Genomic DNA, 16655 nt, shown 5'->3' on the forward strand with positions numbered 1-16655 from the left:
GTTACATTCCGAACCCGGAAGCTAAGCCCTATAGCGCCGATGGTACTGCAGGGGGGACCCTGTGGGAGAGTAGGACGCCGCCGAACAACCTTTAGAGCTCTGGCTCTTGGGCATTCAGCCCGAGAGCCAGAGCTTTTTGCGTTGAGGTAAGGTCAGGGGGCATCGTTGGCACGTTTCCCACAGGAGGCCCTCGGGTGGAGGTCCAGGAGACTCGCGTCCAGACGGACCGTGTCCTCACCATCCCCAACATCCTCAGCATGGCGAGGCTCGTTGGTGTGCCGCTCTTCCTGTGGCTGATTCTCAGGCCAGAGTTCGGTGGCCCGAAGAGCGACAACTGGGCCCTGCTGGTGCTGGCTCTGAGTGGGATCAGTGACTACCTGGACGGCAAGCTCGCGCGGCGGTGGAACCAGATCAGCAGCCTCGGCCGACTCCTTGATCCCGCGGCCGACCGGCTCTACATTCTCTCGACTTTGGTCGGTCTCACCTGGCGCGAGATTCTGCCGATCTGGTTGACCGCTGTACTTCTGGCCCGTGAGCTGCTGCTGCTGGTGATGGTGGGCATCCTCAGGCGGCACGGCTATCCGCCGCCGCAGGTGAACTTCCTTGGGAAGGCCGCCACCTTCAACTTGATGTATGCCTTCCCACTCCTCCTGCTCAGTGACGGAACCGGATGGATCTCGTCACTCGCTGCCATTTTCGGATGGGCGTTCGCCGGGTGGGGTACAACGCTGTACTGGTGGGCAGGAGTCCTCTACGTGGTACAAGTCCGCCGTCTGGTTCGTGCGGACGCCATGGCCGATTGAACTCGCGGATTGGAGCCGTCGCAACGGTGCGATGGCCCGCGATGCAAAAGTGCGGGACAATCTGGGCGGGTGAAGTCGGCTAACCGTCGTCTCTTCGAGGAGGACGCTTCCGACATGAAGGCCGTCGTGATGGCCGGAGGCGAAGGCACGCGCCTTCGCCCTATGACCTCAAGCATGCCCAAGCCGCTCCTGCCGGTGGCCAACCGGCCGATCATGGAGCACGTTCTGCGGCTGCTCAAAAGGCATGGGCTCAACGAAACCGTCGTCACCGTCCAGTTCCTGGCCTCGCTGGTGAAGAACTACTTCGGTGACGGCGAGGAGCTCGGTATGGAGCTCACCTATGCCAACGAGGAGAAGCCACTCGGTACCGCCGGAAGCGTCAAGAACGCCGAGGAGGCGTTGAAGGACGATGCTTTCCTGGTCATCTCCGGTGATGCCCTGACCGACTTCGACCTCACCGAGCTCATCAATTTCCACAAGGAAAAGGGGGCGCTGGTCACGGTCTGTCTGGCGCGTGTGCCCAATCCGCTGGAGTTCGGCATCACCATTGTCGACGACGAAGGCAAGGTGGAGCGCTTCCTCGAGAAGCCCACCTGGGGGCAGGTCTTCTCGGACACCGTCAACACCGGCATCTATGTGATGGAACCGGAGGTGTTCGACTACGTCGAGCCCGATGTACCAGTCGACTGGTCCGGCGACGTCTTCCCACAGCTGATGAAGGAGGGCAAGCTGATCTACGGCTATGTCGCCGAGGGGTACTGGGAGGACGTCGGTACACACGAGAGCTATGTGAAGGCACAGGCCGATGTCCTGGAGGGCAAGGTCGACGTCGAGCTGGACGGCTTCGAGATCTCCCCGGGTGTGTGGGTGGCGGAGGGGGCCGAAGTGCATCCGGACGCGGTTCTCCGCGGGCCCCTCTACATCGGTGACTACGCCAAGGTCGAGGCGGGTACCGAAATCCGTGAGCACACGGTCGTCGGCTCGAACGTCGTCGTGAAGAGCGGCGCTTTCCTGCACAAGGCCGTCGTCCACGACAACGTGTACGTCGGGCAGCACAGCAATCTGCGGGGATGTGTCGTCGGCAAGAACACCGACATCATGCGCGCGGCCCGGATCGAGGACGGCGCGGTCATCGGTGACGAGTGCCTGATCGGCGAAGAATCGATCGTGCAGGGCAATGTGCGGGTCTACCCGTTCAAGACGATCGAGGCCGGCGCGTTCGTCAACACCTCGGTCATCTGGGAATCCCGAGGGCAGGCGCATCTCTTCGGCGCCCGCGGTGTGTCCGGAATCCTGAACGTGGAGATCACCCCGGAACTCGCCGTGCGCCTCGCCGGCGCCTATGCGACGACCCTCAAGAAGGGCTCCACCGTCACCACGGCCCGCGACCACTCCCGCGGTGCCCGTGCGCTGAAGCGGGCGGTGATCTCCGCGCTGCAGGCCAGCGCCATCGACGTACGAGACCTGGAGAATGTGCCGTTGCCCGTCGCACGGCAGCAGACCGCGCGGGGCAGCGCAGGCGGGATCATGATCCGGACCACGCCCGGGGTGCCGGACTCCGTGGACATCATGTTCTTCGACGGGCGGGGCGCCGACCTGTCGCAGGGCAGTCAGCGGAAGCTGGACCGGGTGTTCGCGCGGCAGGAGTACCGGCGTGCGTTCCCCGGCGAGATCGGTGACCTGCATTTTCCGGCCAGCGTCTTCGATTCGTACACCGGCTCGCTGCTGCGGAACGTGGATATCACCGGTATCGCGGAGTCAGGGCTGAAGGTGGTCGTGGACGCGTCCAACGGCAGCGCCGGGCTCGTGTTGCCGAGCCTGCTCGGGAAGTTGGGTGTGGACTCGCTGACCATCAATCCCGGCCTCGACGAGTCCAGGCCGACGGAGACCGCGGACATCCGGCGGTCGGGGCTTGTGCGACTGGGCGAGATCGTGGCGTCGTCCGGGGCCGCGTTCGGTGTGCGGTTCGATCCCGTCGGTGAGCGGCTGTCCCTCGTCGACGAGAAGGGGCGGATCATCGAGGACGACCGGGCGCTGCTCGTGATGCTGGATCTTGTCGCCGCCGAGCGGCGCAGTGGGCGGGTCGGGTTGCCGGTGACCACCACCAGGATCGCCGAGCAGGTGGCGGCGTACCACGGGACCCAGGTCGAGTGGACGACGACCTCGCCCGACGACCTCACGCGCGTAGGACGTGAGGAAGGGAGCATCTTCGGCGGCGACGGCAAGGGCGGGTTCATCGTCCCGGAGTTCAGCAGCGTGTACGACGGTACGGCGGCGTTCGTACGACTCATCGGGCTGGTGGCGCGGACGCAGCTCACACTCAGCCAGATCGACGCGCGCATTCCGCGGGCGCACGTCCTCAAGCAGGATCTGGCGACTCCGTGGGCCGTCAAGGGTCTGGTCATGCGGCGGGTCGTCGAGGCCGCCGGGGACCGCTTCGTGGACACCACCGACGGCGTGCGGGTGGTCGAGACGGACGGACGCTGGGTGATGGTGCTGCCCGACCCGGCCGAGGCGGTCACCCACCTGTGGGCCGAGGGACCCGACGACGCCTCCGCCCAGGCCCTGCTGGACGAGTGGTCGGTCGTCGTGGACAGCGCCGGCCGGTAAAACGGGCTGAACGCGCGCGTGCCGGGCACGGCCTGTGAAGGGGCCTGTCCGGCACGCCGGTGGGCCCGTTCGGAGGTAGCGGGCGCAACGTGCGAATATGTGCGGCATGCCGCAGCAACCCCCCGTTCGGAGCATCGTTGTGCGGCCTGCGCGTCCGGACGCGTCCATGTCGCTGCTCACCAATGTCATGGACCACAGCCTCGACGAGGGGTACGCCGAGGCTGCCGCGCGGAAGAAGGCCGAGGGCGCCGGCGGCATGCCGAGGACCCTGAGGGCGAAGCTCGGTCTGGCCGCCGGCCTGGTGCTCGCGGCCCTGGTCGTGACCGTCGGAGCGGCACAGGCGCGCATCGCGGCGCCCGCCGTCGCCAAGGAACGCGAGGAACTGATCGACCGCATCGACCAGGAGACGACGGCCGCGGACAAGCTGGAGGACTCCGTCGACGAGCTACGCGCGGATGTCGGCGCGCGGCAGCGCGAGGCGCTGAAGCACAGCGGAGGCAGCGACCAGTCGGAGCTGGTGGGCATTCTGTCCGGCGCCACGGCCGTGCACGGTCCCGGGGTGAAGCTGGTCGTGAACGACGCCAAGGAAGCCAGTACGGGGGGTGAGGGCGACCCGCGCGAGTCGGCCGGTTTCTCCGACACCGGCCGGGTACGTGACCGGGACCTGCAGCGTGTGGTCAACGGGCTGTGGGAGTCGGGTGCCGAGGCCGTGTCGATCAACGGTCAGCGGCTGACGGCGCTGTCCGCGATCAGGGCCGCGGGAGACGCGATACTGGTCGACAACAGGCCGCTCGTGCCCCCCTATACGGTGCTGGCGGTGGGGGATGGGGGAGAGCTGAGCACCCGCTTCCAGAACAGTGCCGACGGGCTGTACCTGCACGCCCTGCAGGAGAACTACGGCATCCGCACCGGCATCTCCACGGCGGACGACCTCCGGCTGCCCGCCGCACCGAGTGTGATCGTACGTACCGCACAGCCGCACACCGAGAAGTCTGAGCAAACCGAGAAGGGCACATCGTGATCGCCGTACTGGGCCTCGTCGTGGGAGTCGTGGCCGGCCTGTTGGTCCGGCCCGAGGTTCCGGCGGCCGTCGAGCCTTATCTTCCGATCGCCGTGGTGGCGGCGCTCGACGCCGTCTTCGGCGGTCTGCGGGCCATGCTCGACGGCATCTTCGACGACAAGGTCTTCGTGGTGTCGTTCCTGTCGAACGTGGTCGTGGCCGCGCTGATCGTGTTCCTGGGCGACAAGCTGGGCGTCGGGGCGCAGCTGTCCACCGGTGTGGTGGTCGTCCTCGGCATCCGCATCTTCTCCAACGCCGCGGCGATCCGCCGGCACGTGTTCCGGGCGTGAGGCCGATGAGCGACACCAGCGACAACGGGGCGATCCCCAAGACTTCCGAGACCCCAGAAAACCGCGAGAACCGGCTGCGCAAGAAGCTGCCCGAAGAGTCCCCCTCGGTGCCTGCGACCGTCCACGACGCGGCTGATGCCCCCGAGGACGAAAAGCCCGAGCTGACCGGCCGGCAGCGGATGATGAAGGGGCTGTGGCCGCCGCGCGTGACCCGCGCCCAACTCATCGTCGCGCTGCTGCTGTTCGGCCTCGGCTTCGGCCTCGCCGTCCAGGTCGCCTCCAACAGTGACAGCGACAGCGCTCTGCGGGGCGCACGCCAGGAAGATCTTGTGCGCATCCTCGATGAACTGGACAACCGTACACAGCGTCTTGAGGACGAGAAGCAGGGACTCGAGAAGCAGCGCGACGAGCTGGAGAACAGCTCCGACCAGGCCGAGGAGGCCCGCAGGCAGACGGTCGAGAAGGAACGGCAACTCGGCATCCTCGCGGGAACCGTGGCCGCGCAGGGGCCCGGCATCACGATGACCATCGAGGACACGAAAGGGACGGTCGAGGCGGACATGCTGCTCGACGCGATCCAGGAGCTGCGCGCGGCCGGTGCGGAGGCGATCCAGGTGAACGGCGTACGGGTCGTCACCAGCACCTATCTGACCGATGCCGGCAACAGCATCGGCGTCGACGGGAACAAGATCACCGCACCCTATCGTTTCAAGGTCATCGGCAAGCCGCAGGACCTGGAGCCGGCGCTCAACATTCCCGGAGGCGTGGTGCAGACTCTTGAGAAGGAACAGGCCACCGTGACCGTTGAGCGGTCGAGCAAGATCGTTGTGGACGCCTTGCGGGCAGCGAAGCGGCCTGACTACGCTCGGTCGTCCTCCCAGTGAACCGGGGGTGCATGGGGGCCGTACGGCGAGGGCATGAGGTTGCGGGGGGTCGGCGCACCGATTGGGTGGTGCGTGGTGGAAACTGTCTGGTGGATACGGACGTTGTGAGGACGTCCGGGTCGTCCAGAGTGTTCAGTCAGGGTTCGTCCTGCCCCACGGGCGGGTCTGTTTCGGTCAAGGGGAATCGCCCGTGAAGTTGTTTGCGAAGTTGTTCGGCAAGAGCGCGCGCGAGGGCCGCGACAACGCGACCGCTCGCCATCGCGCACAGCCCGACGCAGAGGGCCAGCGCCCGCTGTTCCGGGACCAGGTGAGTGGTCCGGGCGATGACATTTCCGGAGGTCAGGGCGCGCCGTCGGTTGACCCTTCGCAGTCCGGCGGCATAGGTTTCGGGCAACCGTCAACCTCAGGTACGGGTGGAGGGTTTCCGTCGGACCCGTACGCGTCCAACGACCCGGCGGGGCAGCCGCGGCAGGAGGATCCGTCCATGTCGGCCCTGGTGTGTACGAGGTGCGGTAACCGCAACGCGGGGAACAGTCGCTTCTGCTCCAACTGCGGCGCCCCGCTGCGGCCCGGGACGGTGCCGGAGCGCTCGTCCGAGACGACGTCCACCATCTCGATCTCCGGCCTGGAGGCGTACGACGCCGAGGCCACCGGCCAGGCGCCGATGCCGACACTGTCCCCCGAGGCCCAGGCGGCCGTCGACGCGCTGCCGCAGGGCTCCGCGCTCCTGGTCGTGCGCCGCGGGCCGAACTCCGGCAGCCGCTTCCTGCTGGACAGCGACCTGACCACGGCCGGCCGGCACCCGCAGAGCGACATCTTCCTGGACGACGTGACGGTGTCCCGTCGGCACGTGGAGTTCCGCCGCAGCCCGGACGGGTCGTTCACGGTGGCCGACGTGGGCAGTCTGAACGGCACGTACGTCAACCGCGAGCGGATCGACCAGGTCGCTCTGAACAACGGGGACGAGGTGCAGATCGGCAAGTACCGGCTGGTCTTCTACGCGAGCCAGCGGAGCTACTGACCCTCCCAGGGATGGTCCATGCTTCAAACACCGAGCAGCGGTACCGGCAACGGCACTGCCGCCACGGACAGTGGGCTGATGAGTATCGGCGCGGTGCTGAACGTGCTGCGTGACGAGTTCCCCGAAGTCACCATCTCCAAGATCCGCTTCCTGGAGTCGGAGGGGCTCATCGAGCCGCAGCGGACCCCCTCGGGGTATCGCAAGTTCAGCGCTGAGGACGTCGAGCGCCTCGGTCACGTCCTGAGGATGCAGCGGGACCACTATCTGCCGCTCAAGGTGATCCGCGAGCACCTGGAGGCCATGGAGCGAGGTGAGGCCGTCCAGCTGCCCACAATGGGCCGCCAGCAGGACGGCGAGGCCGTACCGGAGTCGGCCGAGGGGCCTACGGCGGCCCGGATCGGGCGGGACGAGCTGCTCGCCGCCGTCGGCATCGATGAGCAGGAACTTCAGGAGTGGGAGTCGTACGGCCTCCTGGCCCCGCTGCCGGACGGGGCGTACGACGCGGAGGCGGTCACTGTGGCTTCGCTCGTGGTGGAGCTGGGGCGGTTCGGGATCGAGCCGCGGCACCTGCGGGTGATGAAGGCCGCCGCCGATCGGGAGGCCGGTCTGGTGGACCAGGTCGTGGCCCCGCTCAGGCGACACCGGAACCCGCAGACCAGGGCCCATGCCGAGGCCCGTACGAAGGAGCTGGCCGGGCTCACGGTGAAGCTGCACGCGGCGCTGGTGCAGACGGCGCTCGGCGTACGGCTGACCTGAGGGCCTGCCGTCCCTGCCGGAGCCGGCCCCCTCGAGGGACGGATCGAGTGCCCGTTCCCGGTCCGACTACCCAAACGTCCCGGGCACGGCCTAGGGTTGCTGTGTGAACGAGCTCGATGTCGTAGGTGTCCGGGTCGAAATGCCCTCCAACCAACCGATCGTGCTGCTGCGTGAAGTGGGAGGCGACCGTTACCTCCCCATCTGGATCGGACCGGGGGAGGCGACGGCGATCGCCTTCGCCCAGCAGGGCATGGCTCCCGCACGACCGCTGACCCATGACCTGTTCAAGGACGTGCTGGAGGCCGTCGGCCAGGAGCTCACCGAAGTACGCATCACGGATCTTCGCGAAGGGGTCTTCTACGCTGAGCTGGTCTTCGCCAGCGGGGTCGAGGTGAGTGCCCGCCCGTCCGATGCCATAGCGCTGGCCCTGCGCACCGGGACGCCGATCTACGGCAGCGACACGGTGCTCGACGACGCCGGTATCGCGATCCCGGACGAGCAGGAGGACGAAGTGGAGAAGTTCCGCGAGTTCCTCGACCAGATCTCGCCGGAGGACTTCGGCACCAGCAGCCAGTGAAGGGTTCGCGGCCGGTGGCCGCGCGCAGTCGGTGAGGCGCAGCGCGGTGCGTGAGGTACCTGTGGTCCGGCCGGGAAGCCGGTCCGTGCGTATGGCGTCCACGGCCTGTGCGGGACGGAAGGGCTGCATGTGCCGACGGCGAGGGAGATCGTCCCGGGGACCGCGCCGAGCGCATTCGGCTAGCCTTTCCCCGCGGTGAGGCACGGGAAACCACTCCTAGGGTGATTATCACTCGGCGTGCCGAGTGTGGCGGTCGTTGACGCACCCCTGGTGGCTGCCTACCGTCGAGAAGGCAGGTCAAGGACGGAGGTCGGCGTGAGAAGCAGCGGCGACGGTACGGCTGGGGATGCCCCCGGACGCAGTCCCGGGGTGAGCGGTCCGTACCCCCCTCCAAGCTCTCAGCTCCGCTCGAGCGGGGGGTACCCCCATCACAGCAGCGCCGCCGATCACGCTCCGCAGCGACCGACGGCCGTGCCGAGCAGCGGAGGGACGACGTCCATGGCGTCCGAGCAGATCGGCTACCGCGGCCCCACGGCCTGCGCCGCCGCCGGTATCACGTACCGGCAGCTGGATTACTGGGCCCGCACCGGGCTCGTCGAACCGAGCGTGCGGCCCGCCTACGGGTCCGGAACGCAGCGGCTGTACAGCTTCCGCGACGTGGTCGTCCTGAAGATCGTCAAGCGGTTCCTCGACACCGGCGTGTCGCTGCAGAACATCCGTACGGCGGTCCAGCACCTCAGAGAATGCGGTCTCCGTGACCTGGAGCGCATGACGCTGATGAGTGACGGTGCCACGGTCTACGAGTGCACGTCGCCCGACGAGGTCCACGCCCTGCTCCAGAGCGGTCAGGGCATCTTCGGGATCGCCGTCGGAGTGGTGTGGCGGGATGTCGAGAGCGCGCTGTCCCAGCTCCATGGGGAGCGGATCGACACCGGGGAGACCCTGGTCGGGCACAACCCGGCGGACGAGCTGGCGCGGCGGCGGAACCGGGCCGTCTGACCGGGTTCGGTGGGTTTTCCGGCGGTCGGCTGAAAGGCCTTGGTGCTGGAAAGCCCTTTCTGTGATTGCCCGGGGCCACCGGGTCTGCCCGAGCCGATGACGCTTGTGCTGGGCGGCCCAGCGCTCGTACGGGGCGACTGTCAGTGGCGTAGGGCAGCATCGGAGATGTGAGAAACGCGCCCACGATCCTGCATCTCGACATGGATGCCTTCTTCGCTTCGGTGGAGCAGGCGTCCAAGCCGAGCCTGCGCGGGAAGGCCGTCATCGTGGGCGGGCTCGGGCCGCGAGGTGTGGTGGCCACCGCGTCGTACGAGGCTCGGGTCTTCGGGGTGCATTCGGCGATGCCCATGGCGCAGGCCCGGCGGCTCGCGCCCAACGCGGCGTATCTCCTGCCGCGCTTCGGGTTCTACCGGGCGATCAGCGAGCAGGTGATGGCGCTGCTGCAGGCGCTGTCGCCGCTGGTGGAGCCGTTGAGTCTGGACGAGGCGTTCGTGGATCTGGAAGCCGCCGGGGCGGCCTGGGACGAGGAGTCGGCGCGGCTGGCTGGGGCGAAGCTGCGGGCGGATATCCGGGCGGTCACCGGGCTCACGGGGTCCGTGGGCCTGGCCGCGTCCAAGATGCTGGCGAAGATCGCCTCGGAGCAGGCCAAGCCGGACGGGCTGGTGGTGATCGAGCCGGGGACCGAGCGGGCGCTGCTCGCACCGATGCCGGTGCGCGCGCTGCCCGGTGTGGGGCCTGCGACCGGAGACCATCTGCGGCGAGCCGGGATCCACACCGTCGAGGAGCTCGCCGAGGCGGGTGAGGACGAGCTCGTACGGCTGCTGGGCAAGGCGCACGGGCACGCCCTGTACGCGATGGCGCTGGCGCACGACGAGCGGCCCGTGGTGGCCGAGCGGGAGACCAAGTCGGTGTCGGTCGAGGACACGTACGACGTGGACATCCATGACCGGCTGCGCGTCGGCCTGGAGGTGCAGCGGCTCGCGGACCGGTGCGTGCGGCGGCTGCGCGAGGCCGGGCTGTCGGGGCGGACCATCGTACTGAAGGTGCGGCGGTACGACTTCTCCACGCTGACCCGGTCCGAGACACTGCGCGGGCCCACGGACGATCCGGCCGTGATCCGTGAGGCGGCGGCCCGGCTGCTGGACTCAGTGGACACCACCGGCGGGGTGCGGCTGCTCGGGGTGGGCGTCAGCGGGCTCGCCGACTACACGCAGGAGGACCTGTTCGCACAGGCGGCCGGAGAGCGGGCGGAGCATCCGGTGGAGGGGGCCGCCGAGGATGAACCCGTGGCGGAGGTTCAGGAGCCGCCCGCCGAGCGGCGGTGGCCCACGGGGCACGACGTACGGCATGCCGAGCACGGGCACGGCTGGGTGCAGGGCAGTGGGCTGGGGCGGGTCACGGTGCGGTTCGAGACGCCGGACTCGGAGCCGGGGCGGGTACGGACGTTCCGGATCGACGACCCGGACCTGGAACCGGCGGATCCGCTGCCGCTGGTGCCGGTGGTGGCTTCGGGGGTGCGAAGACCTGGAGAGAGCGGGGGCGTCGGTGCGGACGGTGGCGATTCCCGGGGCGAGCGGGAGTGTGAGCGCGGGGCAGGGCAGCGGGGGGTGCCGTCCGCGTCCGCGGAGATCGCGTCGGTGGTGGAGCCTTCGGTCGAGCTGGGGCCTCGGTCGGGGTAGGGCGTGGGCCGGTTGTGGATGCTCGGCTGCAGGTATGAGGGCGTCGGGCCGGGCTGGGGAGCGAGCATCACGGCCCAGGCGACCGGCTGCGCTGGGCCGGGATGCTCCCGTGGAGGCGCATTCAGTGGATGAGCGGACACGGTTCAGAGCTGGGAAGCGCGGGCCTGCGTGGACTTGCGGTATCCCTGTTGGTGCTGCTTTCCCAGGGGCGAGTTTCTCGGGATGAGGGGCGGTTCGGGGAAGGCGCTGGTCAGGTCCGTCGCCGCCCTCGCATGGGCGGTGCTGCCGGCTCCGTGGCTGATGGGGTGCAGTCGGCGGACTGCCGCCCCGGCGGGGCGGATGCTGTCCTGGGGGTGGAGCGCTCAGGCACGATCGGAGGCAAGTGCAGGAGAAAGGGAAAGCAGGTTGAGCGGCCGCTGATGGAGCCGTCGGGTCCGCCGCTCGGGTCCGCGTGTGCTCGCCGGTCCGCGAAAGGCGTGTGGGGGCGTGCGCCTGTCCTGTCGGCAGGTGGGGCCGGTCGAGGCGCGGGGTTGACGAGGTTGTCGGCACAGACCGTTTCGGCCGTGGTTCGGTAGGGGCGGTGCGCCGGAGCCCGTCGGCCGCGTCCGTGCCAGTGCATGGGGCTCAGGGCTCGTCCGTGCCGGCCAGGTTGCCGAAGTCGCGGTCGGGGAGTGCGGGCGGGGCGGCAACGTCGAGTCCGTAGTGGTGGTAGAGCTGGAGTTCCTGCTCCGGGGAGAGGTGGCGGCCGACTCCGAAATCGGGGGCATCCTTGATCAGGGCGCGGTCGAAGGGGACGTGCAGGGCGCCCTCGATCAGTTCGCTGGGCTCCAGGGGGACGAACGCGTCCCTGCTGAACAGGCCGGTGCGTATCGCGGCCCACTCCGGTACGCCGGTCGCGTCGTCGAGGTACACCTCGTCGATCGTGCCGATCCTGGCCCCGTTGCGGTCGAACGCCTTGCGGCCGATCAGGTTGCGCGGATCGATGTCGGTTCGCACGGTCCCTCCACTTGGTCGCAACTCATCCGTAAGCACTACAAAAGAGCACATTCTGGAAGGCGGCCACTCGAAGACCCGGGCGTCGACCTCGCTGGTAGGCTGGCAAGCGGCTGTTGACCCCGTGCGGGAGAGTCCTCCGGGCACCAACGGAGGCGCCGAAGGAGCAAATCCTCCCCGGAATCTCTCAGGCTCACGTACCGCGCGGACGAGGTCACTCTGGAAAGCAGGGCGGGTGTCGACGGCTTCCGCTCTCACCGACGGTGAAAGCCGGCACCCTCGGGTGACCCGGTGAAACTCTCAGGTTGAGATGACAGAGGGGGAGGCCGCTCGGGTACCCGCGCCGCGGTGCCCCTCGAAGGTCGTCAGACCAGGAGGCCTCCGTAATGACCGCCCACCGCACTCCGCTCTCCGAGCTCGAGCAGGGGATCCTCTTCGAGCAGCGCCACATCGGGCCCGGCCACGGGGCGCGCGCCAAGATGCTCGCCCAGGTCGGCTACGGCTCGCTGGACGAGCTCACGGCCGCCGCGGTCCCGGATGTGATCAAGAACGCCGACACCCTCGACCTGCCCGGCGCGCGCTCCGAGGCCGAGGTCCTGGCCGAGCTGCGGTCGCTGGCCGACCGCAACCAGGTGCTCGACTCGATGGTCGGGCTCGGGTACTACGGGACCTTCACGCCGCCCGTCATCCTGCGCAACGTCATGGAGAACCCGGCCTGGTACACCGCCTACACGCCGTACCAGCCGGAGATCTCGCAGGGGCGGCTCGAGGCGCTGCTGAACTTCCAGACCATGGTCGCCGACCTCACCGGACTGCCGACCTCCGGAGCATCACTGCTCGACGAGGGGACGGCGGCGGCCGAGGCCATGACCCTGTCCCGGCGCATGGGCAAGAACAAGAAGGGCCTCTTCCTGGTCGACGCGGACGTGCTGCCGCAGACCATCGCCGTGATCGAGACCCGCGCGGAGCCGGCCGGTGTCGAGGTCGTCGTCGCCGACCTGAGCGACGGCATCCCGGCCGAGGTGGCCGAGCACGAGATCAACGGCGTGCTGATCCAGTACCCGGGCACCTCCGGTGCCGTACGGGACATCAAGCCAGTGATCGAGCAGGCACACGAGCTGGGTGCCCTCGTCACCGTCGCCGCCGATCTGCTGGCGCTGACGTTGCTGAAGTCGCCGGGCGAGCTGGGTGCGGACATCGCGGTCGGCACGACCCAGCGGTTCGGCGTACCGATGGGCTTCGGCGGGCCGCACGCCGGATACATGGCCGTACACGAGAAGTTCGCGCGCAGCCTGCCCGGGCGGCTCGTGGGCGTGTCCGTGGATGCCGACGGGCACAAGGCCTACCGGCTCGCGCTGCAGACACGTGAGCAGCACATCCGGCGCGAGAAGGCGACCAGCAACATCTGCACCGCGCAGGTGCTGCTCGCCGTCATGGCCGGTATGTACGCCGTGTACCACGGGCCCGTGGGCCTGAAGGGCATCGCGCGGCGCACCCACCGGTACGCCACCGTCCTCGCCGCCGGCCTGACCGGCGGCGGTGTCGAGGTCGTGCACGGTGCCTACTTCGACACCCTGACCGCGCGCGTGCCGGGCAAGGCCGCCGAAACCGTCGCCGCCGCGCGGCAGAACGGCGTCAATCTGTGGCTCGTCGACGCCGACCATGTCTCGATCGCCTGCGACGAGACCACCACACGGGCCCAACTCGGCGCCGTATGGACCGCCTTCGGGGTCGAGGGCGACATCGAGGCGCTGGACGCGAGCGTCGAGGACACGCTCCCGCAGGCGCTGCTGCGCACTGACGACTACCTGACCCACCCCGTCTTCCACCAGCACCGCTCCGAGACCGCGATGCTGCGCTACCTGCGCCGGCTCGCCGACCGCGACTACGCGCTCGACCGCGGCATGATCCCGCTGGGCTCCTGCACCATGAAGCTCAACGCGACGACCGAGATGGAGCCGGTCACCTGGCCCGAGTTCGGGCAGCTGCACCCCTTCGCGCCCGCCGAGCAGGCGCAGGGTTACCTCACGCTCATCCGTGAGCTGGAGGAACGTCTCGCCGAGGTCACCGGGTACGACAAGGTGTCGCTCCAGCCGAACGCCGGGTCGCAGGGCGAGCTGGCCGGTCTGCTCGCCGTACGCGGATACCACCGGGCCAACGGGGACGAGCAGCGGACCGTGTGCCTCATTCCGTCCTCGGCGCACGGCACGAACGCAGCCAGCGCTGTCATGGCCGGCATGAAGGTCGTCGTCGTGAAGACCGCCGAGGACGGCGAGATCGACGTCGAGGACCTGCGGGCGAAGATCGAGCAGTACCGCGACGAGCTGGCGGTGCTGATGATCACTTACCCGTCGACGCACGGTGTGTTCGAGGAGCACGTCGGCGACGTCTGCGCGCAGGTGCACGAGGCCGGCGGCCAGGTGTACATCGACGGGGCCAACCTCAACGCCCTGGTGGGGCTGGCCAAGCCGGGGCACTTTGGCGGTGACGTCTCCCATCTGAACCTGCACAAGACGTTCTGCATCCCGCACGGCGGCGGTGGCCCGGGCGTCGGGCCGGTGGCGGTGCGCGAGCACCTCGCGCCGTATCTGCCGAACCATCCGCTGCAGCCCGCCGCCGGGCCGGAGACGGGTGTGGGCCCGATCTCGGCCGCGCCCTGGGGGTCTGCGGGCATTCTGCCGATCTCGTGGGCGTACATCCGGCTCATGGGCGACGAGGGGCTCAAGCGGGCCACGCAGGTGGCGGTGCTCAGCGCTAACTACATCGCCAAGCGGCTCGAACCGCACTACCTGGTGCTCTACACCGGTCCGGGCGGGCTGGTCGCGCACGAGTGCATCATCGATCTGCGGCCGCTGACCAAGACGGCCGGGGTGAGTGTGGACGACGTCGCCAAGCGGCTGATCGACTACGGGTTCCACGCGCCGACGATGTCGTTCCCGGTGGCCGGGACGCTGATGATCGAGCCGACCGAGTCCGAGGATCTGGCCGAGCTGGACCGGTTCTGCGAGGCGATGATCGCGATCCGTGCGGAGATCGAGAAGGTCGGCTCCGGTGAGTGGCCCGCGGACGATAACCCGCTGCGGGGTGCTCCGCACACGGCGCGCGTGCTGAGCGGGGAGTGGAAGCACTCGTACAGCCGTGAGGAGGCCGTCTTCCCGGACGGGGTGTCGGCCGCGGACAAGTACTGGCCGCCGGTGCGGCGTATCGACCAGGCGTTCGGGGATCGGAACCTGGTCTGCTCGTGCCCGCCGCTGGATGCGTACGAGGACTGATCCGACAGTGCGGGGAAGAGCTCCGCTCGGCTCTGGGCTCCGCTCGGGCCGGGTGGAGCCCTTCCCGTTGCTTGTGTCGTTTCCAGGGGCACCTCTTATGTCGTGTTTATGTCATTTTTATGCCGTTTCCAGGGACACTTCGGTCGACTTGATGAGTGCGACGACCGGGATTCCGGCCGAAATGCCGAGGTCGGTGACGGCGTCCTTGGTGATGGCGGCGGTGAGTTCGGCGCCCTGCACGCCGATTCTGACGGAGGCCATGGCCTCGCCGGTGGTGATGCCGGTGACCGTGCCGGGGAGTTGGTTGCGGATGGACAGGCCCTCGACCGGGGCGGTGGCGAGGGAGACCTCCGTCGACTTCACCAGGGCGCGTACGGGGGAGCCCTCGCCCAGGTTCAGGTCCTCCACGGCGTCCCGGGTAACTGCCGCGGTGAGGGTCTGACCGCCCGAGAGGCGGACCTTGACCGTCGCCATGGCCTCGCCCGGGGTGACGGTGGTGACGGTGCCGGGGAGTTGGTTGCGGATGCTCATCGGGGTCATGGCGCCTCGCAGAGGGTGCGGTGGGGAGGGGCGCGGTTGCGCGTACGGCGCTCCCCACCGTAGCCCGACTGGTGGCTTATGCCGGGTACGCGTGTGTCTGCGTCGCCTTGACCGTCGCCCAGACCGGTGCCCCTGGATGGAGGCCCAGTTCGGCCGCTGCGACCGTGGTGAGGTCGGCGGCGAGGGGGAATTCGCCGGTGAGGTCGGCGCGGATCTGGTCGCCGTGGGTTTCCAGGCCCGCGACCTGGCAGTACCAGAGGTTGCGGGCGCTGGAGCCGGTGGGGCGGTCGCGATGGAGGGTTACGGCGCTGGGTGGGAACGCGACGAAGGCCGGGCCGGTGAGGTTCCCGGTGGTGGTGATGGCGGGGCCGGTGTCGAGGTGGACGGTGTGGCCGTCGGCCTGTCCGCGGTAGAGGTTGAGGCCGACGAGTTGGGCGATGTAGTCCGTGCGGGGGTGGCGGGCGATGTCGGCGGGGGTGCCCTCCTGGACGACTCTGCCGTGTTCGACGAACGCCAGGCGGTCGGCCAGGACCATGGCATCCAGGGGGTCGTGCGTGACCAGGACCGCTACGGCTTCGAACTCGGCGAGGTGGTGGCGTAGTTGGGCGCGGACCTCCAGGCGGGTGCGGGCGTCCAGGGCGGCGAGGGGTTCGTCGAGGAGCAGCAGGCGGGGGTTGGTGGCGAGGGCGCGGGCCAGGGCGACGCGTTGGGCTTGGCCGCCGGAGAGGTGGCGGGGTTTGGTGGTGGCGTGGTCGCTGAGGCCCATGCGGGTCAGCCAGGTGGCGGCGTGGGTGCGGGACTCGGACTTGGTTGCGCCTTGGCAGCGGGGGCCGAAGGCGACGTTGTCGAGGGCGGTCAGGTGGGGGAACAGCAGGTAGTCCTGGAAGACGACGCCTACGGGGCGGGAGTCGGGGGGTGTGTGGTGCAGCGGAATGCCGTCCAGGTGGAGGTGGCCGCCGGTGAGGGGGATCAGGCCGGCGAGTGCGCGCAGGGCGGTGGTTTTGCCGGCGCCGTTGGGGCCGAGTAGGGCGATGACTTCGCCGGGGGCTGCGGTGATGGTGATGTCGAGGTGGAAGGTTGTGCGGTTGACGATCAGGTGGGCGTCTAGGCCTACGGGGGGTGCGGGGGTGGTGTCTATTGGATGCGGGTGGGGGGCGGGCACCCGGCCGTC

14 protein-coding genes, 1 rRNA gene and 1 riboswitch are annotated in these 16655 nt (G+C 68.9%); of the genes, 12 read left to right on the forward strand and 3 right to left on the reverse strand.

What is annotated here, in order from left to right; all coding sequences use genetic code 11:
• From rrf to H8R17_RS34905, 11 genes are all read left to right on the forward strand, one after another.
• Positions 1 to 86: ribosomal RNA gene (gene rrf / locus H8R17_RS34855) — 5S ribosomal RNA — on the forward strand; the annotation flags it as partial.
• A gap of 108 nt (positions 87 to 194) precedes the next feature.
• A complete protein-coding gene (locus H8R17_RS34860; protein WP_187827230.1) occupies positions 195 to 803 on the forward strand; it encodes a CDP-alcohol phosphatidyltransferase family protein in 609 nt (202 codons plus the stop codon).
• Between the two features lie 114 nt (positions 804 to 917).
• Positions 918 to 3413, forward strand: coding sequence for a mannose-1-phosphate guanyltransferase (locus tag H8R17_RS34865; RefSeq protein ID WP_187827231.1), 2496 nt, complete (start codon positions 918 to 920; stop codon positions 3411 to 3413).
• A gap of 97 nt (positions 3414 to 3510) precedes the next feature.
• Entirely contained in the window at positions 3511 to 4434 is a 924-nt protein-coding gene (locus H8R17_RS34870; RefSeq protein ID WP_187827232.1) for a DUF881 domain-containing protein, read from the forward strand.
• Complete coding sequence (locus H8R17_RS34875; protein ID WP_003977440.1) at positions 4431 to 4763, forward strand: small basic family protein; 333 nt, start codon at positions 4431 to 4433, stop codon at positions 4761 to 4763. Before H8R17_RS34870 ends, H8R17_RS34875 begins: the two co-directional genes overlap by 4 nt.
• A 5-nt stretch (positions 4764 to 4768) precedes the next feature.
• Entirely contained in the window at positions 4769 to 5647 is an 879-nt protein-coding gene (locus tag H8R17_RS34880) for a DUF881 domain-containing protein (protein WP_262505724.1), read from the forward strand.
• A 61-nt stretch (positions 5648 to 5708) separates the two neighbouring features.
• A complete protein-coding gene (locus H8R17_RS34885) occupies positions 5709 to 6668 on the forward strand; it encodes an FHA domain-containing protein (RefSeq protein WP_187827233.1) in 960 nt (319 codons plus the stop codon).
• A gap of 18 nt (positions 6669 to 6686) precedes the next feature.
• Positions 6687 to 7424 carry a MerR family transcriptional regulator gene (locus H8R17_RS34890; RefSeq protein WP_187827234.1) on the forward strand — a complete coding sequence of 246 codons (738 nt, stop codon included), beginning with the start codon at positions 6687 to 6689 and terminating at the stop codon, positions 7422 to 7424.
• A gap of 103 nt (positions 7425 to 7527) precedes the next feature.
• On the forward strand, positions 7528 to 8001 hold the full coding sequence (locus H8R17_RS34895) for a bifunctional nuclease family protein (protein ID WP_026253112.1): 474 nt from the start codon (positions 7528 to 7530) through the stop codon (positions 7999 to 8001).
• 315 nt (positions 8002 to 8316) lie between these two features.
• Positions 8317 to 9000 (forward strand): MerR family transcriptional regulator, encoded by a 684-nt coding sequence (locus H8R17_RS34900; RefSeq protein ID WP_187827235.1) that lies wholly within the window; start codon positions 8317 to 8319, stop codon positions 8998 to 9000.
• Between the two features lie 167 nt (positions 9001 to 9167).
• The gene (locus tag H8R17_RS34905; RefSeq protein WP_316959615.1) at positions 9168 to 10679 is read left to right on the forward strand and encodes a DNA polymerase IV; all 1512 of its coding nucleotides are present in this window, start codon (positions 9168 to 9170) and stop codon (positions 10677 to 10679) included.
• A gap of 624 nt (positions 10680 to 11303) precedes the next feature.
• On the opposite strand, the gene H8R17_RS34910 is transcribed toward H8R17_RS34905, so the two are convergent.
• Complete coding sequence (locus H8R17_RS34910; protein WP_187827236.1) at positions 11304 to 11675, reverse strand: PRC-barrel domain-containing protein; 372 nt, start codon at positions 11673 to 11675, stop codon at positions 11304 to 11306.
• 114 nt (positions 11676 to 11789) lie between these two features.
• Positions 11790 to 11885: riboswitch (glycine riboswitch) on the forward strand.
• Positions 11886 to 12058: 173 nt separating this feature from the next.
• Between H8R17_RS34910 and gcvP the strand changes: the two genes are divergently transcribed.
• Positions 12059 to 14944: an aminomethyl-transferring glycine dehydrogenase gene (gcvP, locus tag H8R17_RS34915; protein ID WP_187827237.1), complete on the forward strand. Its 2886-nt coding sequence runs from the start codon at positions 12059 to 12061 to the stop codon at positions 14942 to 14944.
• 117 nt (positions 14945 to 15061) lie between these two features.
• Here gcvP and H8R17_RS34920 read toward each other — a convergent pair whose 3' ends face one another.
• Both H8R17_RS34920 and H8R17_RS34925 read right to left on the reverse strand, forming a co-directional pair.
• On the reverse strand, positions 15062 to 15475 hold the full coding sequence (locus H8R17_RS34920) for a molybdopterin-binding protein (protein ID WP_399477668.1): 414 nt from the start codon (positions 15473 to 15475) through the stop codon (positions 15062 to 15064).
• Between the two features lie 85 nt (positions 15476 to 15560).
• Positions 15561 to 16622 carry an ABC transporter ATP-binding protein gene (locus H8R17_RS34925; protein WP_187827252.1) on the reverse strand — a complete coding sequence of 354 codons (1062 nt, stop codon included), beginning with the start codon at positions 16620 to 16622 and terminating at the stop codon, positions 15561 to 15563.
• Positions 16623 to 16655 lie beyond the last annotated feature (33 nt).

It is taken from the genome of Streptomyces sp. TRM68367, assembly GCF_014495685.1.
In the GTDB taxonomy this organism is placed as follows: Bacteria; Actinomycetota; Actinomycetes; order Streptomycetales; family Streptomycetaceae; genus Streptomyces.